Annotated in this window: 21 protein-coding genes; 2 read left to right on the top strand and 19 right to left on the bottom strand. The window is 38.5% G+C overall.

All coding sequences use genetic code 11. From position 1 onward, the window contains the following. Positions 1-13 precede the first annotated feature (13 nt). Positions 14-2,704 carry a fibronectin type III domain-containing protein gene (locus CBF35_RS00780; RefSeq protein WP_126777981.1) on the bottom strand — a complete coding sequence of 897 codons (2,691 nt, stop codon included), beginning with the start codon at positions 2,702-2,704 and terminating at the stop codon, positions 14-16. Positions 2,705-3,108: 404 nt separating this feature from the next. Between CBF35_RS00780 and CBF35_RS00775 the strand changes: the two genes are divergently transcribed. Then, positions 3,109-3,510, top strand: a complete 402-nt coding sequence (locus CBF35_RS00775) for a DUF4430 domain-containing protein (RefSeq protein ID WP_170174670.1) — start codon at positions 3,109-3,111, stop codon at positions 3,508-3,510. Further along, a complete protein-coding gene (locus CBF35_RS00770; protein WP_126777979.1) occupies positions 3,497-4,030 on the top strand; it encodes an ECF transporter S component in 534 nt (177 codons plus the stop codon). Before CBF35_RS00775 ends, CBF35_RS00770 begins: the two co-directional genes overlap by 14 nt. Positions 4,031-4,113: 83 nt before the next feature. Here the strand turns inward: CBF35_RS00770 and CBF35_RS00765 are convergent, their stop codons facing one another. The 18 genes from CBF35_RS00765 to CBF35_RS00680 form a co-directional block, all read right to left on the bottom strand. Further along, positions 4,114-4,701, bottom strand: a complete 588-nt coding sequence (locus tag CBF35_RS00765) for a hypothetical protein (RefSeq protein WP_126777978.1) — start codon at positions 4,699-4,701, stop codon at positions 4,114-4,116. Between the two features lie 34 nt (positions 4,702-4,735). After that, the gene (locus CBF35_RS00760; RefSeq protein ID WP_170174669.1) at positions 4,736-5,428 is read right to left on the bottom strand and encodes a TasA family protein; all 693 of its coding nucleotides are present in this window, start codon (positions 5,426-5,428) and stop codon (positions 4,736-4,738) included. Then, on the bottom strand, positions 5,418-5,966 hold the full coding sequence (locus CBF35_RS00755) for a signal peptidase I (RefSeq protein WP_126777976.1): 549 nt from the start codon (positions 5,964-5,966) through the stop codon (positions 5,418-5,420). Before CBF35_RS00755 ends, CBF35_RS00760 begins: the two co-directional genes overlap by 11 nt. Beyond that, the gene (locus CBF35_RS00750) at positions 5,911-6,246 is read right to left on the bottom strand and encodes a hypothetical protein (RefSeq protein ID WP_126777975.1); all 336 of its coding nucleotides are present in this window, start codon (positions 6,244-6,246) and stop codon (positions 5,911-5,913) included. Before CBF35_RS00750 ends, CBF35_RS00755 begins: the two co-directional genes overlap by 56 nt. Before the next feature lie 13 nt (positions 6,247-6,259). Beyond that, the gene (locus CBF35_RS00745; RefSeq protein WP_126777974.1) at positions 6,260-9,793 is read right to left on the bottom strand and encodes a sialidase domain-containing protein; all 3,534 of its coding nucleotides are present in this window, start codon (positions 9,791-9,793) and stop codon (positions 6,260-6,262) included. A 225-nt stretch (positions 9,794-10,018) separates the two neighbouring features. Next, positions 10,019-10,663: a YesL family protein gene (locus CBF35_RS00740; RefSeq protein WP_126777973.1), complete on the bottom strand. Its 645-nt coding sequence runs from the start codon at positions 10,661-10,663 to the stop codon at positions 10,019-10,021. Positions 10,664-10,710: 47 nt separating this feature from the next. Further along, positions 10,711-11,541 (bottom strand): carbohydrate ABC transporter permease, encoded by an 831-nt coding sequence (locus tag CBF35_RS00735; RefSeq protein ID WP_126777972.1) that lies wholly within the window; start codon positions 11,539-11,541, stop codon positions 10,711-10,713. 69 nt (positions 11,542-11,610) lie between these two features. Beyond that, positions 11,611-12,498, bottom strand: a complete 888-nt coding sequence (locus tag CBF35_RS00730; RefSeq protein ID WP_126777971.1) for a carbohydrate ABC transporter permease — start codon at positions 12,496-12,498, stop codon at positions 11,611-11,613. Between the two features lie 94 nt (positions 12,499-12,592). Then, positions 12,593-13,912 (bottom strand): ABC transporter substrate-binding protein, encoded by a 1,320-nt coding sequence (locus CBF35_RS00725; RefSeq protein ID WP_126777970.1) that lies wholly within the window; start codon positions 13,910-13,912, stop codon positions 12,593-12,595. 26 nt (positions 13,913-13,938) lie between these two features. Then, on the bottom strand, positions 13,939-14,850 hold the full coding sequence (locus tag CBF35_RS00720) for a dihydrodipicolinate synthase family protein (protein WP_126777969.1): 912 nt from the start codon (positions 14,848-14,850) through the stop codon (positions 13,939-13,941). A 10-nt stretch (positions 14,851-14,860) separates the two neighbouring features. Continuing rightward, positions 14,861-15,670 (bottom strand): MurR/RpiR family transcriptional regulator, encoded by an 810-nt coding sequence (locus CBF35_RS00715; protein WP_126777968.1) that lies wholly within the window; start codon positions 15,668-15,670, stop codon positions 14,861-14,863. 5 nt (positions 15,671-15,675) lie between these two features. Further along, a complete protein-coding gene (locus CBF35_RS00710) occupies positions 15,676-16,560 on the bottom strand; it encodes an ROK family protein (RefSeq protein ID WP_126777967.1) in 885 nt (294 codons plus the stop codon). 24 nt (positions 16,561-16,584) lie between these two features. Then, positions 16,585-17,049 (bottom strand): NanQ anomerase/TabA/YiaL family protein, encoded by a 465-nt coding sequence (locus CBF35_RS00705; RefSeq protein ID WP_126777966.1) that lies wholly within the window; start codon positions 17,047-17,049, stop codon positions 16,585-16,587. A 13-nt stretch (positions 17,050-17,062) separates the two neighbouring features. Next, on the bottom strand, positions 17,063-17,764 hold the full coding sequence (locus tag CBF35_RS00700; protein WP_126777965.1) for an N-acetylmannosamine-6-phosphate 2-epimerase: 702 nt from the start codon (positions 17,762-17,764) through the stop codon (positions 17,063-17,065). Positions 17,765-18,241: 477 nt separating this feature from the next. Further along, complete coding sequence (locus CBF35_RS00695; protein ID WP_126777964.1) at positions 18,242-19,447, bottom strand: acetyl-CoA C-acetyltransferase; 1,206 nt, start codon at positions 19,445-19,447, stop codon at positions 18,242-18,244. Positions 19,448-19,459: 12 nt separating this feature from the next. Then, entirely contained in the window at positions 19,460-20,050 is a 591-nt protein-coding gene (locus tag CBF35_RS00690; RefSeq protein ID WP_170174668.1) for a TetR/AcrR family transcriptional regulator, read from the bottom strand. 26 nt (positions 20,051-20,076) lie between these two features. Further along, on the bottom strand, positions 20,077-20,886 hold the full coding sequence (locus tag CBF35_RS00685) for an alpha/beta fold hydrolase (RefSeq protein WP_126777962.1): 810 nt from the start codon (positions 20,884-20,886) through the stop codon (positions 20,077-20,079). Beyond that, positions 20,883-22,202 (bottom strand): acetyl-CoA hydrolase/transferase family protein, encoded by a 1,320-nt coding sequence (locus tag CBF35_RS00680; RefSeq protein ID WP_126777961.1) that lies wholly within the window; start codon positions 22,200-22,202, stop codon positions 20,883-20,885. The genes CBF35_RS00685 and CBF35_RS00680 overlap by 4 nt, the downstream gene beginning before the upstream one ends. Positions 22,203-22,204: the final 2 nt, after the last annotated feature.

The following is a 22,204-nucleotide window of genomic DNA, read 5'->3' as shown; positions in this document are numbered from 1 at the left end:
AACTTTTCCTCCTCTATTTTGTTTTTTCAACTTTAAAAACCAAGTCATACTTCGGGTATACTGCGAGACTTTCTGGATTAAAATATTTTCCAGTTAAATTAATTTGTTGTTGGCTACTACCTTGAGGTGCCAAGACACCAACTACGACAGGTTCTAAGGCTAAGTTTTCCGTTAGATATAAGGGATCAGTCGGATTGCTCTCAGTTATAACTTGTAGGGCCATTTCATCTTTACCTAGGGTTCCTTTCAAATCTTGCCGTAGCTTGATCTTTTCAGCCGCTTTATTTTGTTTTTCTAAGCCTGCTAAAGAGACTTTGACTGGTGATTTTCCTTGATTAGCTACTTCGTAAGTTTCTGAATACAACTTTCCAGCCTGAGCTGTTCCTAAATCAGTATTACGTGTGCCGAATGCCATTTCAATTGGAATTTCAACATTAATTATTTCTATCACTGTCGTAAACTCTGTAAGTGGCGTCATTGCTAAGGTCACTCTTTCACCACTGACTCCGATGACTTTTAATCTGATATAGTATGTCGTTTCTTCAGTTAATTCAACTAACTCAGCTGTAAAAAGCTGTTGTTTTTCACCTGATAGCTGACCTTTAGTAGTAGCTGTTGTCTCCTCTGTGAAATTAGTTGTTGTGCTATATTCCACGATGACTTGTTGGTAACTCCCCCCGTAAGCTGCTGTTGCTCCAGCTAACTCGCCACTAACAGTCGCTGACTCCCCGGTAATCTGATCGACAGTTAAAGTTTTCAACTCTGGTAAGGTGGAAAAGTGTGTACTTTCAGAATAGTCACTTTGACCTAATTGATTAGTCACTGTCCCTTGAAGCCAATAAGTTGTATTAGGATTTAAACTTGTTATTACTTGCTGATAGTTCCCAGTTGTCTGGGTATTTCCTTCAGAAAAAGTGTCTTGTTTAATTACTTCCACAGCCTTTTCCCGGTTATTAAGGTCTTTTTCTGAAGTAAATAATAGCCATTCGACTTCTGTGGCAGCATTCCCATTGTTAAGTGAGGTTGCCTTTAAATTAGCCGTTCGGGCTGTCACCTCACTAACAGACACCTCGACTTGGTTAGGGATCGCCATTTTAGGACTAACCGATATCTTTTTAGCATTGCTTAAAGCTGTCAGTTCTTGGGACGTTAGAGGTGTTTTTGATTTTGAACCATTAGCATATGTCTGCTTCCTCACTCGTAAATCAGTTAGGCTACGAAGAAAGGCATTCGTCGGTTCCATTTGGCTTTTTTCTGCATACGTCTTCACAGTTAAACCATTTTGGGATTCGATAAGAAAGTTTGAGTTTCGATTCGTCGTTGCACCATTTAAACCTAAGGTGCCAGCTTCGGTTGCAGAAAATTCAGCGTATTCTGGTTCAACTAGCATCAAGTCAAATTTACTAGTCGTTGTTGCATCAAAAACAAATCCTGAAGCAACGTCAATTTTAACGTCAGCCCCTTCCCCGATTCTCATGCCGCCAGCAGCTCCGCCGACATTAATTGGTGCCGGTAATAAAAAGTTAACGTGACTGTTCGACTGAAAATCAAAGGTAACTGGCTGTGTTTGAGCCACGTAGAAAAATGAGTTTCTTGATCCGCCTGTTGCATTTGAGACTTTATCGATTGTTAAACTAGCATTCTCTTCAACGATATAAGAAGGGGCTAGCTGACCATAAGAGATACTGCCATTAGTCTCGATAGATAAACTTGCATTTTCTCGTACAACTATTTGTGAGGTATTTGCGTAAGGGTTACCCCCATGGACACCTACTGACCACATAAATCCTAGTGTTGAATTTGACCAATGCTCAATTGTTGTCGTGCCACTTTCCACTTCTACATGGTTAGTTTCTGCCCATTCTTGAGAATAAGCCCCTGTGCCTTTTTGAATGATTTTATTATTTCCTCGTAAGATAATATTGCCATTGCGATTAAAAATCATTTGACCATTGTTTGAATAATAATCAACGTTGTCAAAAATAAACGTCATATTAACACCTGCATCGTAACCTGTTAAAAAACCATAATAACCAATTGCTCCTGAGCCATCTAAATTACCAAATTGCGTGTTACGAATTTCCACAGTGGCATCGGTTTCGATAATGTAAAAACCTTGAGCAGCGCTACCACCTTTGTTATAAGTGATGACATGGCCAGCCCCATCAATAATGACACCATTTCGCAATTGATAACCTGCACTGCCTAAGTTAATATCTTTCGTCAGGCGAAACTTTAATTTCTTCGTATCTTTTAATAACGTTGTCAATGTTGCTGCCGAGTCAACTAGCCAAAAACCATCTTCGGCTTGTTTCATAGTTGCCTTTTTACTGACTTTAGTTTCAACTTCTTCTTCAGTGACTTCTGTTTCCGTGTCTTCTTCGGCTGTTTCGGCTGTCTCTTGGATTTCTTCTATTTCTTTTATTTCCTCTATTTCTGCTAGATCTGCTGATTCCCTGACTTCTTGACTTGAGTCTACTATTTCATTGTCACTAGACTCGGTTTCTTCCGCTGGTAATTCAATTAGCTCATTTTTTTCATCCTCCTCTTGAAAAACTAACTCATCAACTGGCTCCTGCAATGAGATCGTCTCGTTAGTCAAAGCCGATGCTGTTTCAAGAGGAAGTACTGTAAAGATGATTAGTAAACTCATTGCTCGATTCCATTTTTTTTCATTTAAGACACTCTCCTCTTTTTTTAGCAACTAGTTCTCTTTGGCTAACAGCCAACTAACTGTTATGTTATTTCCTGTTATGTGTTATTTCTTTATTTCCTTAAATCTATAATATCAAGTTTCACTTTCCTTGTCGTATCGGGATTCGTCATGTTTTAACGACATTATCAAAGAATCTAGCAAACTAATCATTTGAACTGTTCTTGTTTTCCACTCGCATTTTCGCCTCGACCAATGTATACTCTTACTGGTAATCAGTGTTTTTTATTATATTTGAATGGTTATCTTATTGCTGGCTTTGTTCTATCAATCCACCACTTTTTGTTCATAGTTAAATTTATGAGTTTAACTTGCCAACTGCTAGCCACTTACGCGTCAAATCGGTTATAATGACATTTGGTGAAAAATTTACATATTCTGAGGAGGATATAATGATGAAAAAATTTAAAGGTCTTTTAGTTTTAGCGATGAGTTTAGTAGTATTAGCTGGTTGTAGCACTAACAACACGGGAACTGATACTACAACAGATACAACTTCAGCAGTAGAGACGGCTCAAGCCTTTGAGGTTAGTGTGACAGTCTTTAATGAAGAAGAAGAAGTCACACAAAAAACCTTGACTGTTGAGGCAGAAACAAATCTAATGACTGCTCTCCAAGACAATTTTGAAATTATAGAAGATAATGGCATGATTACAGCAATTGACGGCCTCGAGCAAGATGCTGACGAAGGTTTTTACTGGACTTATACAATTAATGGCGAAATGGTTAATACTGGCGCTAATGACACGATCTTAGAAGCAGACGATGAGATCGTCATGACTTATGCTAAATTCTAATAACAGCACACCGAAAACAAATTTTTTTACTGTCAAAGAGATCACTACCTTAGCTTTGATGACAGCTGCTTGTGTTGTGGGGCGCTTAGCCTTTCAATTTATTCCTAATGTCCAACCGATGACGGCAATTTTGCTGATGGTGACAATTTACCGGGGACTTCGTCCAGGTCTCGTTGTTAGTTTGTTGTCGATTATGATTACTAATCTCTACTTAGGCATGGGCCCTTGGACGATTTCACAACTAGCAAGTTACGCTGTGATTATCACTTTCGCAGCCTTACTAAGTAAGTGGTCGTTCTTTAAAAGAAACTTGTTGTTCCAAATAGCTTTCAGCATCTTAGCTGGCTTTATTTATGGCTTCGTAATTAGCGTCATCAGTTTTTACATGTTTGGGATGACCGCTTTTCTACCATATTACATTCAAGGCCTGTCTTTTGATTTCTTACACGCTCTTGGTAATGGTGGCTTTTATTTAATTTTAGGCCCGGTGTTTAAAGTCTTGTTAGATAAATATTATTAAAAAAAATCGCCATCCTTGGAGAAACTCTCCTAGATGGCGATTTTTGTGATTTAGTTAAACGAAACTTGATTCTATTGCAAAGGCTAGTCAGTTTGCTTGTTCAATCTAAAGAGCAGCATACTAACAAAGATTAATAGCAAGGTCCATTCTCCCAATAGAGTGGAACTGTTATTTGTTTGAGGCAAGGTCTTCTCATCTTCATTTATCGTTAGCTTTTTTTCCCAGCTACTAATGAGCAAACTAATACTAGTGACCTTCCCTTGACTATCATTTTCTAATTCTTTCCCTGATAGGGATAAATCAAAGTAAACTTCTTTTTCTGTCTCGGCTTCCAAAGTCACTTGAAGTGTTTCACCTTGTTCTTCTGTACTATGCTTCTCCGCTCGAAAACTTAGTTCAGTCATTTGCTCCCAGCTAGGATCTGTTTTTTCAATTGCTAATTTAACAACGATTGGTTTGTTTAACTCATTCTTAATCTGGATGGATTGGGTAGCTAGTTTCATCCCGGGATACCCATTAGTGATTTCTGAAAAGTCAGGGTTAACCTTCAACGTTATTTTTTGATTATTCTCCGAAATATTGACTTTCGTTGCAGCTGCTACTGGTTCGGCAAACAAGAATAGGTAGGCACTGATTAGCAATAAGCTGTAACATAACTTAACTGACGTCATTCAGTAACCTCCTTCCTCTTTTTAAAAATCAATTTTACTTATTTCTTGCAATTAGTTCTTGTAAGCGTTGTTCGCCTTTAGTTGGATTTCCTAGATTATTAGTTGTTGCACTCCGAGCCTGTCTACTTGTCGACCGGCTATAATCAACTAAATCATTCATAGTGATTCCAAATTCAGCAGCCATCGCTTCATCTAAGACTTGGGTTGCTTTAAGTTTTGCACCAATTTTTATTTCAGCTTCTTGATATTTATTCCCCATCACTTCCCCTGAAAAATCAGCTACAAAAGTTGTGTCAATTTTGCCACCGACTTCAAATAGTACATAGGCATTACCCGCCAGATCTTTAAACCAATACACCTCACTGTCATTCCCTGGGCCAAAACTCAAAGCAATGGCATTTTCAGTATCTTTAACAAAGGCTAGTTCAGTAGCTGGTGTGAAATTATCATCGCTATAAGCGTATTTAATTTGGCTACTATTTTCAACTCTAGCGATGGCTTCTAAACTGCCTGTATTAGTAATTGTTCCCGTAATTTCTGAACTCAAACCTGGTTCAAAATCGATTTCATCTTGAAGTTCGGGAAAATCAGCTGTTAAAGTCAGTTTTCCCATGGTAATTTTTTGATTAGCCGCAACGGTGGCAGTCCACCAAGCGTACGTCCCTCCAACGGCAACAACAACTAATGCCATTAATGTTAAAATTAAATTTCTCTTCTTATTCTTCAATTTGTCCCTTCCTTTCATCTCTTAGTAGTTTGAATAAGTAATCTAGCAAATAAACGAAAATGACTAAGGCTAGTCCAGCTACTTTGCCCCTCGGTGTTTGTAACTTTAGTAAGCCTTGACCAAGATAAGGGATATTAAACATGGCCTTCTCTTTCAGTGTGTCTGAACTGACTTTGAAGCCATCAACGAACTGGTTATTGTCACCTTTAGTCGTGATTCGTTTGCCTCGATTACTAGTTATTAACTCAACAACACGATGAGTAACGTAGACTTGATCGATTTCAGCGACAATCACATCGCCTAACTGAACATCCGCCATACTTACGTCTTTGGAAATCAGCAAACTACCACTTTTCATTTTAGGCGACATGCTATCACTTAATATCACACGTAAATGATAGCCAAAGTAGCTATTAATTTGCGTTGTTTTAATCCCTAGTGACAAACAAATAACGATGATAATTAAGGCCGGATAGAGCCAACTAATCACTTGAGACTGTTTCGGTTTCAATTGTTTCCGCCATGACATCTGACTCATTTGTTGATCCCTCAATTTCCTTAATTTCTGATTCCTTTAGTTCAGACTCTTGCCAACTTATTTCAGTTGTTTTAGTTGTTTCCGTTATTTCCGTTGTTTCATCAGTTGTCTCAACTGTTTCGATTGGTTCAGCTCTACTCTCATCAACGCCTATTCTAGTTGTGCCAAAATTAATTTCAAGATTTTGAGAGAAGTAGCCGCGCCCCAGTGATAACCGAGGAAAAAGTAACCCACCGCTTACTAATCCAAAAACTAGCATCATCTTCACCTTTTTCCTCATGTTTCACCTCTTTTTATTTAGTGACTCTAATGACAACACTTGCTTCTTTCCCATTATGACTGACCGCTGTTACTCGTGACATTCCTGCTTTCAAGCCTTTTAAGACGCCATCAGCCGAAACTTCCACGATCTCTGGTTTCTCAATCACCCAAGTAATTTGTTGATCTGTGGCATTTTCTGGGCTAACAGTTACCCCTAAAGGTAAGTTTTTTCCTTTTTTAAGGGTTGTTAAGACGCCAACATCTAAGCCTAGCTCTGACACTGGAATGTCACTTGGTTCTGCTTCGACAGTGACTTCACCACTAATTAAATCACTAGCAATCCCAGTAAAAGGTCCGCCATAGGTGAAAATTTGATTGGTCTTCGCTAGACTTATTTCATACTTAAGATTTTTCGTTGTGACTGGTAATTGACCAGTAAAAATTAACGTATTAGTGGCTTTATCAAAGGATTCATACTGCAAAGCCGCTGCTTCATGAGTTGATTCTGGATAACTAATAGTTAATTGACTGTTAGTTAAATCAGATAATTCTGGTACAATTTGACTTTTCAGTTGCAGTTTCCCTTTGATGAGGCCACCTGAAACAAGTTCAGTTGGATTTTCTACTGTGAATGATGTGACACTACTCTTACCACTCTTCAGTTCCTCTAACGTATATTCAGTGTATATAGCTGGTTTAGTATTTGGATCATTTTCCCACAGCAAGGCAATCTTGCCATTTGGCAGTTGGGTTAAACTGCTATAAACGAAACCGCCTTTATTAACAGCATACTTATATTTCCAATCAATCGTATATTCGCCATGGCTTTCTGTTGGTTCGTTGATTAAGCCAATTCTGATGATTCCGTTGTTCCGGCCACTTCCTTCTGGCGCCGAAAGGATTAATGCTTTTTTCCCATCAATTAAGCCTTCGTAATTAATCGCAGAAATCATCACATTTCCGCTATAGGCTAGGCCAGAGTCTTGTCTCATTGGTTCAAAACTTTCACCACCGTCAAAACTATCACCATAGCCAATTAAGCCAGTGTTACCTCGGGCAAATAAACGCAATGTGCCATCAGGTAATTCAATTAGTTGTGATTCACTGGCTTTGCCAGGACTATTTGTACTTGCCATCGTTGTGCGTTGACCACGTTTCCAAGTTTTTCCATGATCGTCTGAATAAATCGTACTTACCCGTTCGCCGTCTTGACTATCATAAGTCGGCATAATTATCCGGTTAGCATATTCCCCAACTTTAACGCGATGGCCTCGTCCTGGTCCAGTTCCCCAGAAGCGGTCTTCTTCCCGTTTTAAATAGTTCATGTTAATAGGCTTACTCCAAGTTTTTCCACCATCTTCACTTGTGACCATCACAAAGTAAGAGGTTCCGTAAACTTTAAAATCAGCATCTGCGTAAAACACATTCATTTTTACTTTTTTTCCACTTAAAGTACCATTAGGTTTCTTTTGGTCGACATATAATGCCTCACCAGCTTTTGACAAATTAAATTCAGCATCGACTGTATAGTCAGTCTTTGTATTTTCAGCTGTATAGACTACACCATCTTTAACATAGTGGTCAAAGTTCGCCCACTTTTTAACATCATTGCCTTTTTTCGTTAACCCTAAAACTTTTTCACCGTCAACTGTTTTCATCCCTGAACCAGCAACTGCATTTGGGTAACCAAAACCAGCTGGAAAGGCATCTACTGCCATATAAATTTTATCTTGATCATCTTGGATGATGACAGGATCAATAAATGAGGCACTATTGCTAACGTAACCTGGATCATCTGTGTAATCATCAAAATGTAGTGGCATCGTTGCTTCCCCCCAAGTATTCGTCTTAGGATCTAAAAAGTTAATAGCAGTGTCTAAGTTGTTAGGAGAATCCGCTGCTCCCCCAAATCGAGCATCAATCGCGGCCATTACCGTTCCATCATTTAATGTATAAAGTGCTGGAATTCTAAAAAAATTAGCGCCGGTAGCTTCAAAAATATGGGGGAAAACCAACTCTTCATTTTCTTCTGCTGGGGTGTCATTTGTATAATCGAGTAACTCTTGATCTGACACTGGGCTGCCTTGAGCTTCTAACTTTAAGAGTGTTCCGTTAAAAGGATAGACGTTACCACTTCGAGGCGTCCCACCGATTGTGACGGCGTTAACCCCATTACTTAGATCTTTGAGCATACGATACGTTTCTACTGTTAATTTTTTCGTGTTTACTAGTTTTCCGTTAGCAAATAATTTAAACGTCTGATCACTGCTATCAGCTTTAAAAGCAACAGTGTTCAAACCATTGCTACGAATCGTCGGACTACTTGCAGTTAAATCGCCACTGCCTTTTAAGCCTCTTAGCTCGTAACCAATTGAACTGCCATTAGCATATAAATGGAAGTGTTCGTTCCCAGCACTTTGATTAGAAAAACTAATTAAAGAACCAATGCCACTGACCTTTTGGACAAACTGAGCTTTAATCGTAATATCCGTTAACGTGCTAGTTGGTGCTACTAAGGCCGGATAAGATATCGGTTTAGTGATTGATGTTTTTTCAGTAATTTCTAACAAGGTGCCACTTGTGTCACCTAACGTTTTTATTGTAAAGTAGGTGTCTTCACTACTAGCAGCATCCGTTGACACTAACACCGTATAAGAAGTAAATGGCTTTAATACTGTCCGTGTTTTTAAGACATTATTTTCAATTGTAAATAAGTCATTGTCTTTTATTCCTGGTGCTAATTGGGCTGTGACAGCTTCTGTCGGCTCGCCTTTAAAGGTAATTTCTCCTACTTCACTGCCAATAATTTCAGGTGTTGCCACGGAAGTATTCCCTAAGATTATTTCAAAGTCATTAACTAATGAACCAGTTAATTGATCGGCTTCCCCTGGTGGAACTACTTCTGAGGTAATGGTCACAAAATCAATTTCACCGACCCAGTTAGCATAAGGGTATTTATTATTGTTAAGGGAAGTAAAACCACCAATACTAAAGGTCGTTAACTCTTGCCCTCTCGAAAGAAAGCCCTTCCATTTCTCATCTTGATAAAAACCATCTGCCCCAGTTTTTCCTGATTCGCCATCAACTGAGACGCTGACATAATCTTCACCAGCTGTGTAAGCTAACGTATGCCATTTGTTATCTGAGAAAGGTTTACTCCGCATGGCACTGCTACTTAGTTTATCCCCAAATTCAAAACGCGCAGCAAAGGGGTCTAAGGCGCTGCCTAAAACAATTTGCTTATTCGCATCTTGAGCCTCATTGCCTAATCCAAGTAAAGCATACATACTCGTTGGATCTGGCGTGCCAGTAAATTTAGCTCTTAAAATAATCGTACCTTCAGTTAAGTCTTTTATTTTTGCTAAATCTGCTGATTTATCCAGTGTCTTTGTGCCATCAAAATAACCTTCGGCCTCCTCAAAATGATAGCTAACTTCTGCTTTGTCTTGAAGCTCCTCTAAGGTGCTACTTGCTTCTGCTAAACTTCCAGTCAATCCTAGAAAAAAAATACTAACAGCTAAAAATCCTCCACAAACTTTTAACGACTGATACACTTGCTTCTTCATAAAAGCCCTCCTTCTTAATCTTCAATTTTTTGGATCATCTAACTGAACAAACTCCTTTCTTTTTTCATTTTTAAGGTTTCTATTTCCTTTATTTCCGACAAAAGAAAACCATTTTCAGTTCTTGCTAAAAAAAATAGCCGTAAAAGACGACACAAAAATCAACTAAAAACTTATTGCGCCACCGTAGTTGCCCTTTTAAGTTTTTAGCAGATTTCTAAGAATTAATTATTCATACTTTGCAAATATTTTTCTAAAAATTACTGATTGTAAATAACCGAGGCCTGCAAAACCAATCACGATCATTAGCAAACACGTAATAATCATCGTCATCCCAGAATATAGAACGAGGCCAATAATTGGCACATTCAAACTAATCAGGACTAAGTTCCATGGTAGATTACTTAAACTCAGCTTAACTGCAGTTTGATAGACTTCTTTCGTCGTATAGACGTAACGAGCAATTAAGGGGAAAATATAGAGATAAATAAAATAACCGATTAAGCTTAAAGCAATTAAAGCAATTTTGACTGTATTAATACTTGTTGGAAAAAGTAATTGTAAATAATAATAGTCAATAGATAAGAAGAGGACTAGCCCACAGGCGATTAACCCAAACAAGAGGCCTTGTTTTAAGTTACTTTTATAAGCGGCAAGATATTCTTTGACTACTGAAGTATGCTCTCTTTTCGCCATTTTTAAAGTCACAGAGTACATCGCTGTTAAGGAGACTCCCACTGTCACTAGTGGGAGACTGCCAATGATAAACAAGAGATTGAGAACAACTAAATCAAAGATCAAAGAAAAGACTCTCATGACTTGATTATCAAGACTAAAAAGCTTATTGGTGATGTTTTGTCCACTTCTAAACATTGCTATTCCTCCTATATGTTGTTCCTTAGCTGTTGCTAATTGCGTGATTAACCTTTAACTGCTCCCATGGTAATCCCTTGGGTAAATGATTTTTGGAAAGCCAGGAAGACTGCCACAATGGGAACGGCTGCTAACACCGCACCAGCCATGATCAAGCCATAGTTAGTCGCCATCTCTGCCTGCATCGTTGCTACACCGAGCGAGACCGTCAGTTTATCCCGTGAATTCAACATTACTAACTGCATGAAGTAATCGTTCCACGTATTGATAAATGTGAAGATCGCTAAGGCAGCAAAGCCTGGTTTGACGATTGGAAAGGCGACACTGACAAAGGTTCTAATTTCGCCACACCCGTCAATTTTAGCAGACTCTAAAAGCTCTGTAGGAATGTTTTCGCTAAATTGTTTCATTAGGAACACCCCAAAAGGCCAACCGACTAGCGGTAAAATAACGGCTGCTAATGTGTCATGAATTCCCATAAAGTTAATGATCCGAACTAAAGGAACTAAGACAACTTGTTTCGGTAGCGCCATGGCACCGATAAAGATTGAGAATAATATTTTTTGACCGTAGAAGCGTTTTTTTGCTAAAACGTAACCTGCTAAGGCTGAAGTTAAACAAACTAAAATCATTGTTGCTCCAGCAATCGCCACACTGTTCCAAAGCCATTTTCCAGCTGGGTTTTGAACTAATAAGCGTTGGAAGTTTTCTAAAGTCGGGGCGGTTGGCCACCATTGTGGTGGAATAGCAATCGTATCGGGTTGGGCTTTAAACGCACCCGTCATGACCCAATAAAAGGGAAAAACAAAGATGATTGTTAAAATGCTCAAAATGACTGTTGAGAAAACGTCAAAGGGAGTCACTTTTTTCTTTTTCATTACATTTCCTCCTTACTTGCAAGGTAAGTTTTGGTGTGACTACTTACCTTTGTTTGACGAGACTCCATGTTAATACTCAACGTCATTTCCGAGAATTTTCATTTGGGCGAAACTAATTAAGGCAATTAAGACTGCTAAGAAGACACCCATCGTGTTGGCATAGCCATATTCTGATAGTTTAAAGGCTTTTTCATACAAGTAGTACATTAAGGTACTTGTTGAATAGTTTGGCCCACCAGAAGTTAAGAGCTGAATTAAAGCAAAACACTGAAATGAGTTAATCGTCGTGATAATTGCAATATACAACGTTGTTGGCAATAAGCTTGGCCATTTAATTTTCCAAAAGACTTGATTTTCAGTGGCGCCATCAATCCGGGCTGCTTCAACTAGTGAAGTATCAATATTTCCCATTGCCGCAATGTATAAAATGATTGGCTGACCAACAGAGGTTGTTAGTAATATCACAATGATAGCTAATAAGGCCCACTGTTTGTCGCCTAACCAGCTAATGTTTTGTTCAATGACACCAGTTTCTTTTAAGACGTAGTTCAAAATACCTGACATTGGATCATAAATCCATTTCCAAACAACTGTAACTGCTACACTACCTGTGACAACTGGTAAGAAGAAGACACTTCGGAAAAAAGTTCTAGTAAAGACGTGTCTTTCATAAGTTTGTGAGGCAACAAATAGTGAGAATATCACGACAATCGGTACTGATCCAACGACGATGACTAAAGTATTTACTAATGATTTCATAAAGACATCATCTTTAAACATCCGAACATAGTTATCAAAACCAATAAAAGTAAAATCGTTCATCGTGTAGTTAAAGAAACTCGTTACGAAGCCCATAACCATCGGTGTCAAAACAAAGACTAAGAAGAAGATTAAAACTGGGGCTAAGAATAAATATGAGACCATCGTCTCGCGCATTTTTAATTTATTGACGTGCATCGGAAGATTCCCTCCAATTCTTTATCATAGTAAGCATCTCCTAAAATAACACTCCTCGCAAGTTTCGCAAGTCACGAGGAGTATCGACTAGTTATTATTTAGCAGCTTTAGCCGCTTTTTCAATTGTGGCATTGGCTTTTTCAGTGAAGCTATCTAACGCTTCTTTAGGTTTTACTTCATCATTTGAAATCGCTTGGATCATTGGGAACCATAACGTTCTCATTTCAGCAAAACCGTCAATTGTGTTGTAGTAAGGTGAGTAATATTGTGTCCATGACGCTAATTCAGTCATGCGTTCATCATTATAAAGATCACCAAAAGATTGTCTCACTGGGAAAGCGCCAGTTCTAACAACGTTTTTCGGACCCCATTCAGCGTCATCAGCGACGAATTCAATTAATTTCTTAGAAGCTGCAACCTTTTCATCACTACCGTTATTAAATACGGCGAAACCATTCACTAAATATTCAAGTTCTGCTACGCCATCTTCAGATGGGAAAGGTACTTCTAAGTAATCAACTTTACTCGATTCTAACAATTGGGCTTGCGTCGCTGGTTGAGCAGGTGACCATAAAATTGTAAAGGCTGTTTGGCCATTAGCAAAGTTTTGGATATCTGCTGAGCCATCATATTGAGAACCATTCATTAACTTTTTATCTTTGATTAATGTTTGAATTAACTCCATTGATTTAACTGACTTTTCATCATTCGTTGTGTATTCAGTCATTTCTTCATTAGTAATCCGGCTGCTATTTAAGTTAGCGAAGAAAGCTCGAGGGCCTTGATCGCCACCTTGACCATTGGCAAATACTGAACCAGGGTTATAGCCTTTTTCTTTCAGTGCATCAAGAACTTTAACAAAGTCAGCTGTTGTCCAACCTTCTTTCACTAAGTCTTCAACACCAGCATCTTTCACCATTTCTCGGTTAAAAGCCATATAGAATGGTGCTGAACTAATTGGATACATGTAAGCATCCTCACCAGTTTTACTCGCTTTCAAAATGGCTTCATTATCAACATCTTTTACGAACTCTTCAGTGAACATGTCGTTTAATTTCTCTAATTTACCAGCTTTACCGTAAGTAATGATTCGGCCAGGGGCATCGAATAACACATCAGCCATCGTGCCTGCTTCAATCGCCGTCGTAATTTTTTCTGGTCCCGCTGTAAAGTCGATGGTTTCTAGTTTAACTTTAATTTCTGGATTTTTAGCTTCAAAGGCTTCAATGACTTTTTGTTCCCATGTTCCAACAGCGTCATCTCCACTTTCTTGTGTAAAGGTTGGGAAAGCCCACCAAGTGATTTCTGTTTGATCGCCACTAGCTGATTCTTTCGTTTCCTCTTTTTTATCACCACAAGCACCTAAGGTTAAAACCATTGCACCTAATAATAAACCTGACAAAATCTTTTTCATTTTTAACTACCTCCTAGTTTTTTGAGTTATTTGATTTTTGTAATTAAAGCATCAATCATCGCTTTTGACTCTAAAATTATCGGTAAATCGCTTTCACTTATTTGTGGCAAGGGTTCACGGGCAGAGCCGATTTCCATACCGTTTAAAGCTAAGATTTTTTTCATCACATCGTAGAGATTGCCTTCACAAGAAACCATTTTAAAGATGATGGCATTGACTGCGTATTGAATGTCTAAGGCTTCACTTAATTGATTAGCTTTGATTAGTTCATCCATTTTCAAGTAAACTTCTGGCATCACGCCGTAAGTTCCACCGATCCCGCCGTCAGCTCCCATTGTCCGACCACCTACAAACTGTTCATCTGGGCCGTTGAAAACAATAATGTCTCGGTTACTACTTAATTTAAAGTTATTAATGTCCATTACTGGCATTGAAGAGTTTTTAACGCCAATCACTTGGTCACGCTCTAACATTTTATTTAGTAAGGTTGTTGATAAAGCATAGCCAGTCGTTTGAGGAATATTGTAAATAATAAAATCTAAATCCGTTGCTTCCACCATACTGCCCCAATAATTTTCAATCGCTGCTTCAGGTAAGACGAAGTAAATCGGTGGAATCGCCGCTAAGGCATCAACCTTTAATGATTCTGCATGTTTTGCTAACTCGACACTGTCCCGAGTTGAGGGTGCAGCAATATGAGCGATAATCGTCATCTTCCCGCCAACGGCTGCCATGACATTTTCTAAAACTAATTTACGTTCAGCCACGGTTTGATAGATACACTCCCCTGAGCTGCCACCGACGTAGAGGCCTTTAACGCCTTTTTCTAAGTAATACGTTGCTAATTTTTGCACACGTTCTGGACTAACATTGCCGGCTTCATCGTAACATGCATAAAAAGCTGGGATAATCCCTTGGTACTTTTCTAAATTTCTCATAAGTCTCTCCCTATTCGTTTAATGATTTAGTAATAATATCTATTGTTCGTGCCATCTTACTGCTGTAAGCATCATTTTCTAATAATAATGTTGAAATAATATCAATCATATACATTGTCGCAAACTGTGAGTTAATGAAGCGTTGATTGTCAACGAAACTACTACTATAGGAAATTAAACTGACATCACTTATTAACGCAATCTGACTTGTGGCAAAGCTTGTTAAACTGATGATTTTAGCCCCAGTTTTTTTCGCTAGTTTTAATGAATTAGCGACTTCTAAAGTTTCCCCTGAAGTTGAAATACCAATGACTAAATCCGCTTGAGTCGCAATGGAACTACTAATTAACATCAGATGTGGGTCAGTAATTGCCGTGGCATTCAAGCCCATTCTGACTAGCCGATTCGTTAATTCACTAGCGGTTAAGCCAGAACTCCCTACGCCGAAAATTAAGATGCGCGAGCTGGCTTCAATTAAGGCTACTACTTCTTCAATCTTTTCTTTTTTCGCCGTTTTACGGGTGTTCTCAATCACTTTCGTGTAAAATTCATAAATCTGATCAGCTTTTTCTAACTGGCTATGGGCTGATTCTTGCTTGCCTGCTGCGTTTAAGCGAATTTTCAAATCGACAAAGCTGTCACTGTTAATTTTCTTAGCAAAGCGTGTAATTGTTGCTGGCGAAGATTCCGTTAATTCAGCTAGTTTAGAAATATTAATGTTTTTGATGCTGTTGCTATTTTGTAATAAATACGTGGCAATTTGTTTTTCTTTTTCGGAAAACTCTAAAAATCGATCTTGAATTTCTTGTAATATACTCACTACGGTCACCTACTATTCTTATGATTAAACTGATAGAGTGCGCCAACCATGCCAGCATTATTTTGATGTTCTGCAAAGACAATTGCCGATGTGGCAAATTGGCGGTCAATGATTGTTTCCGACACTCTCTTCATCAGTTTATCATGTAAATAGTCTTTTTGGGCCATAATTCCACCACCTAAAACGATGACGTCTGGATTAAGTAAGTACATGATGATACTAATCCCTGCGGCTAAGTTAGTAATTAATTCATCAATCCCTTGCACACACTCTTGATTGCCTTCTTTAGCAGCCTTGAAAATCTCTTCGCCACTTTGGTAAGCTTTTTCAAGACTTAGCTGATTGACTCTAGCGATGAGACTAGTTGTTGACGCGACATCTTGGAAGTTTTGACCATTAACTGGCATGTAGCCAACTTCACCGGCAGTAAAACCCCGGCCTTTGACTAACTGACCATTAATAATAACTGCCCCACCGACTCCAGTGCCAACTGTCAAACAGACACCTGATTGATAGTCTTGACCTGCTCCTTGCCACATTTCCGCCAAGCCAGCACAGTTAGCGTCATTTTCAACTTCGCAAGGTAATCCTGTCAGACTTTCCACGTTTTTTTTTATTTCCGTCTCAGTGTAGTTAGGGATCGTGTAGCCAGAATAGATTACTTTACCAGCCTCGCTATCGATGACTCCTGCACTAGCGATGGCAATTCCTGAGACACCTGAGTTTAAAGCTAACCGCTCTTTCACAACTTTTAAGATAGTCTCACCTAACTTGATTTCGCTGGCATTCGTTGCAACTGACTCAAAAGTTTCCAGTAACTTGCCATCAGTTTGGTAAATCGCTGATTTAATACTAGTGCCACCTACGTCTAAACAAAGAATTTTTTGCAATTCGCTTCCTCATTTCTCTTAAGCCTAATCTGTCATTTTTATTTTTCCAACTAATTTACTAATCGGTACAGCCTGCTCCGGGTTGCCTGAAACACCAACACAGTGTGCCTCACCGGGATAACAAATTAAAAATTGACCTGCTTCTAAAGTGACTTTGACTGTCTCAGTCCCTCTTAAAAATTCAATGTCCTGGCTTTGATCGTAAGCTTGTTGAACTTCCATCTGACTTGCTGAGCCAACTAAGATTTCTTCTGACCCGTTAAAAATAAAATGGATGTCTAACCATTGTCGATGATTTTCAAATTGCTCATCTTCCCCTGGTAACCGTGACATAAAACTGACTGAGTTAATTTTACTCCTAGCTGAGAGCTCCTGATTATCAGTTGGAAAGTTTTTGCTCTGATAAATGTCATACATTATTTCTAAAGCTCGAGCTAAGTCGTCCAGCTCTTGATAGCGTTGATAATTAGTAATGTCATCAATAATCATTTAGCTCTCCTAACTACTTATTAATAGAAGCAATCGCTGATATAAATTTTTGGGTAATTTCTTGTGGACGAGTAATCGCACCACCACTGACTACTGCTAAACACCCTAATTCAATGACTCGTTTGGCTTTCTCTGGGGTATCGACTTTCCCTTCAGCAATCACTGGCAAGTCTGTTACTTTTAAAACCGCCTTCAAATGAGCGAAGTCATCATCTGAAATATCCCGCTGATTCGTTTCTTCCGTATAGCCGTATAACGTTGTTCCGATAATGTCAAAGCCTAACTCAATGGCGTATTCAACATCTTTTAATGAACCAGTGTCTGCCATTAAAAGGGTTTTTGGGTACTCATCTCTAATAATTTTAATGATGTCTACTAAGGATTCGTCATTCGGTCGCTGCCGACAAGTTGCATCAATGGCGACAATCTCACAGCCTGTGGCGCAGATTTGGCGCACTTCTTTTAAAGTGGGGGTAATAAACACTGTTGAATCGGAATAAACTTTTTTTATAATACCAATGACAGGTAAAGAGACAGTGTCTTTAATCGCTTGAACATCTACTACTGAGTTCGCCCGGATACCAACAGCTCCTGATTCTTCCGCCGCTCGGGCCATTCGTGACATAATAAAAGAGCTATGTAGGGGTTCGTTTTCTAAGGCTTGGCAAGAAACAACTAGACCACCTTTAATCGCTTTAAATATTTTCTCTTTCACTTACTTCTTTCCTCCTTTACTCATGATTGACGCCTCTTAAGGTTAATGGATTAAAACCCTTTTATTTATCAGGTTATAATTACCTTTTAATCTGTTAACGCTTACAAATAAAAGTATAGCTGATGAAAATGGTTTTTGCAAGAGTTTTATTAAGATAATCATTTTCTTTAGAGGTGTAATTTTATTTTCCCTTTTTTTCTCGGCGATAATCCCCTACACTTTCATCTTTCTATGCTTAAATTTAATTTTTGCTCTTAAAAAAATCATTTATTTTTATATTATAAAATGATTAGAAATTAATTTTTAGTTACTTTTCCCTATCGATTGACGATTGCTAGCATCATTTTAATTAGTTTGACTCAGACAAAAAGGCAACGTCATCAGAAATGATGACGTTGCCTTGAGATAGCCAGTCAGAGACTGAGCCTAAAGATTGCTCTTCAGATCCTCAGCTATGACCTTGATACATTTAACATTCTAAGGGATATTTTTTAAAATTACCGCGACTCCCATACCACCACCGATACATAAGGAAGCCAGTCCATACTTTAATTTATTTTTTTTCATTAAATGAATTAAGCTAACAATTATGCGATTCCCTGATGCCCCTAATGGATGGCCTAAAGCAATCGCCCCACCGTTAAGGTTAGTTTTCTCCTTAAGGGATTCTTCTGTCACATTATACGCTTCCGATAGTTCACGTAAGACCCCTAGACTTTGGGCAGCAAAGGCTTCATTTAATTCAATGACATCCATATCTGCTAAGGTTAATCCCCCTTGCTTCAAGGCACTCTTAATCGCTGGTGTCGGTCCTAGTCCCATAAGTTCTGGGGCTACACCCCCTTGACCAATAGCGATGACTTCGACTAAAGGTGTCAGTTGGTTTTCTTTTAGATAAGACTCACTAACTAAGACTGTTGCACTTGCACCATCATTTAAGCCTGAAGAATTACCCGCACTGACTGTGCCATCAGGCTTAAATGCAGGACGTAATTTGGCTAACTTCGTTTCATCAGTCCGCCGATTCGGGTATTCATCTGTTTCAACTGTATGGATTCCTTGGCGGGTTTTCACTTCCACAGGAACAATTTCTGCTTTAAAACTACCATTATCAACTGCGGCAATCGCTTTTTCTTGAGAGTGATATGCAAACTGATCCTGGTCTTCTCGGCTAATTTTATATTTTTCTGCAATATTCTCTGCCGTAATTCCCATGTGCTTGCCATCAAAACTATCTAACAACGCATCGTGTAAAATCGTATCCGTCATCGTTAAATCTCCCATTTTTTGACCTTGGCGGATTTTACTTGAGACTAGAAAGGGCGCCTGACTCATTGATTCTACCCCACCAGCCACAACAACATTTGTCATGCCAGAAGCAATTTGGGTAAATCCATTCATTACAGCTTTCATCCCACTGCCACAAACCATATTAATAGCATACGCTGGGACTTCAACTGGTAGGCCTGCTTTAATGGCGGCTTGACGAGCAACCCCTTGTTTCTGACCGCTACTTAACACATTTCCTAAAATCACTTCATCGACAGCTGCTTCTGCAACCTTGGCTTCTGCCAATGCCGCTTTAATTACTAAACTTCCTAACTCTGGTGCTGTGACATCTTTCAAACTACCTAAAAATGACCCGATAGCCGTTCTTTTAGCACCGACAATATAGACACTCATGACTGATCCTCCTTATTTTTTGAATAAGCCAGCATCTAAAATATTGACAATTTCTTCGGCGATTTCTGGAAAGCGTTGAGAATTATCTTCAAACACTGCGTAGCGTAAACCGACGAAGTTTGAAATCCCAATCAGCATATACGCAACTAATTCCACGTCAATATCTTGTTCAATCTCATCAGCAAATTGAGCCTTTTCAAGCTGTTTAATATAACTATTAGCAAAATCTTTGTAATAGTTATCAAATAAACTTCTTTCAATATACAACGACTCCCAAATAATATTATATATTGACGGGTTTTCGGCAACTGTTTCTAAGTAAGCCAAAATTCCTAATTTTTCTGCTTCTTTCCTTGTCGTTGCAGTTTCAACTTTTAAGGCGATGTTGCGACGGATTGTGTGGCTGTATGTTGTTAATAATTTTTTATACAACGTTAATTTATCAGTAAAATAAATATAAAATGTTCCGGTTCCTAAATTTGCATTTGCCATAATTTCTTTAATACTCGTAGCATGATAGCCTTTTTCAGCAAATAATCGTTCCGCTTCTAAACAAATGCGTTCCAAAGATTCACGACCTTTTTCTGTTTTGGGTTCTAACACCTTGCATCGCTCCTCGAAAATAAATTTTAGATTACGATGTCTTCTTGAAGGTGAAGAAAACCTAAAATTAACATCGCAAACACGTTTGGTTTTTCATACATTATAGCATGACCGCTGTTAGGAATGATGACGAGTTCAGAATTAATCAGTAACTTATTCAGCTCCTGTTGTTGCTTTAAAGGTGTAATAAAGTCATCTTCACATCCGATAATTAAAGTCGGCTGGGTTATTTTCTCAACTTCGTTAACTAAAGAATAACCAACGGCACTGTTAGTTAAGCGCCGCATGCGGTTACCAAATTGTTCACTCGCAAAAACCGGTAACAGTTGTTGCTTCCTTGCTTCCACCCACTGACGATTTTTACTAAAAAATTCCAATGAATAAATATAGGGAATACTTGTTAAATAATAGGCTAAAGGATCCCCTATTGCCTGATTCCAAGCGTTACCAATTTCTTCTAACCAATAAGTCGTTTCGATACACGTATTAACTAATAATAAGCGATTAACACGACTAGGATAGTTGGCTGCTACTTGTAGAGCAATCTCTCCACCATAAGAAATCCCAAAAACATTTACTTTAGTTAATTTCAAATGATCCAATAACGCAATTACGACCTTCACTTGAAGCGCTTGTTCATAAGGGGTTTCGTAGTTAGAGGATTTCCCCTGATCAAGAAAATCTACTAAAATTAATTGATGATTATTAGCTAACTGCTTAGTAAAGGCGGACCAGCTTTCAGTCGACATCATAATCCCATTAAGCATTAATAATGGCTGACCTTCGCCAAAAATTTCATAGTGAATAACGTGTGATTCGTCAAAATTAAATATCATGAACGTCTAACTCCAATCACTCCAAGGTAAATTGCTTGCTCGTATAACTCTTCTCTAAAATCAGGATGAGCGATTTTAATTAGGCGTTCAACTCTTTCTTGTACGTTAGTCCCTCTTAGTTCCGCTACACCATATTCAGTAACGACATAATCAACATCATTGCGGGATAAAGATACAATTGCCCCAGGTGTTAGTTGGGGAACAATTTTACTAAACTCAGTAATTTCCCCTGTCTCTTTATTCTTTTTGCTGAAGGTTGAGTATAACGCAATAAATGAGCGACCATTTTTAGCATCTTGAGCGCCACGGGCAGTATCTGTTTGGCCACCTGTTCCGCTGTACTGGATTGGCCCAATGGATTCTGATGCGCATTGTCCCGTTAAATCAATTTCTAAAGTCGTATTAATCGACACTTGGTTGTCATTTTTAGCAATAATCTTCGGATGATTAACATAGTGCCCATCTAAGACGAGGACCGATGGATTATCATCAACAAAATCATAGAGTTTTTGATTCCCCATAATAAAGGTTGTCACGATTTTTCCTGGATGTAGTGACTTCTCACGTCCATTAATGACTCCTGCTTCAGCCAGTTTAGCAATTTCAGCTGTTAACATTTCAGTATGAATACCTAGATTTTTTTTATCATACAAACAAGAAGCTACTGCATTAGGGATACCACCTATGCCAAACTGTAACGTGTCGCCATCATTAATTTGATCAGCAATGTACTGACCGATAATATAATCTTTTTCTGATGGTTCAACATCTGGCAACTCCGGTACTGGGTAAGTCCCTTTAATAAAATAGTCAACGTCACTAAGATGGACTTCCACATCACCAAAAGTTCTTGGAAAATTTGGATTGGTTTCAAGGATGACGATATCCGCTGCTGCCATCATCCTTTTTTCGTAAGTGTTGCCCATCGATAGTGAAACAAAGCCATGTCGATCAATTTCTGTACAAACCCCAACATAAATATTCGGTTTAACATGTTGGAGCCGTTTCGTACCAGCAAAATGTAAATTGTTCGGAATATATGAAGCGTTACCATTTTTGTGCAACTTGCGAATTGGTGGGGTATAGAACCACCCATTAATTAAAAATTGGTCTGCATAGTCTTCCGTCATAAATTTAAAATCAGTCATCGGCAAACAATTCGAAACACTGACATTAGTTATCCCTTGATCGATTAAATGTAAGTTTTCTAAAAATGCTCGACCTTCAGAACAGCCTAAACCAGTCACAATATTATCATTGTCTTTAACAAGTTTTATCGCTTCTTCAACACTTATGAAATTAGGGGTAGTTTGCATAA

The sequence above is a fragment of the Vagococcus salmoninarum genome (assembly GCF_003987495.1).
Classification (GTDB): Bacteria; Bacillota; Bacilli; order Lactobacillales; family Vagococcaceae; genus Vagococcus_D; species Vagococcus_D salmoninarum.
The sequence above is the reverse complement of the archived record's forward strand: the minus strand, read 5'-3'. Positions and strand labels throughout refer to the sequence as shown.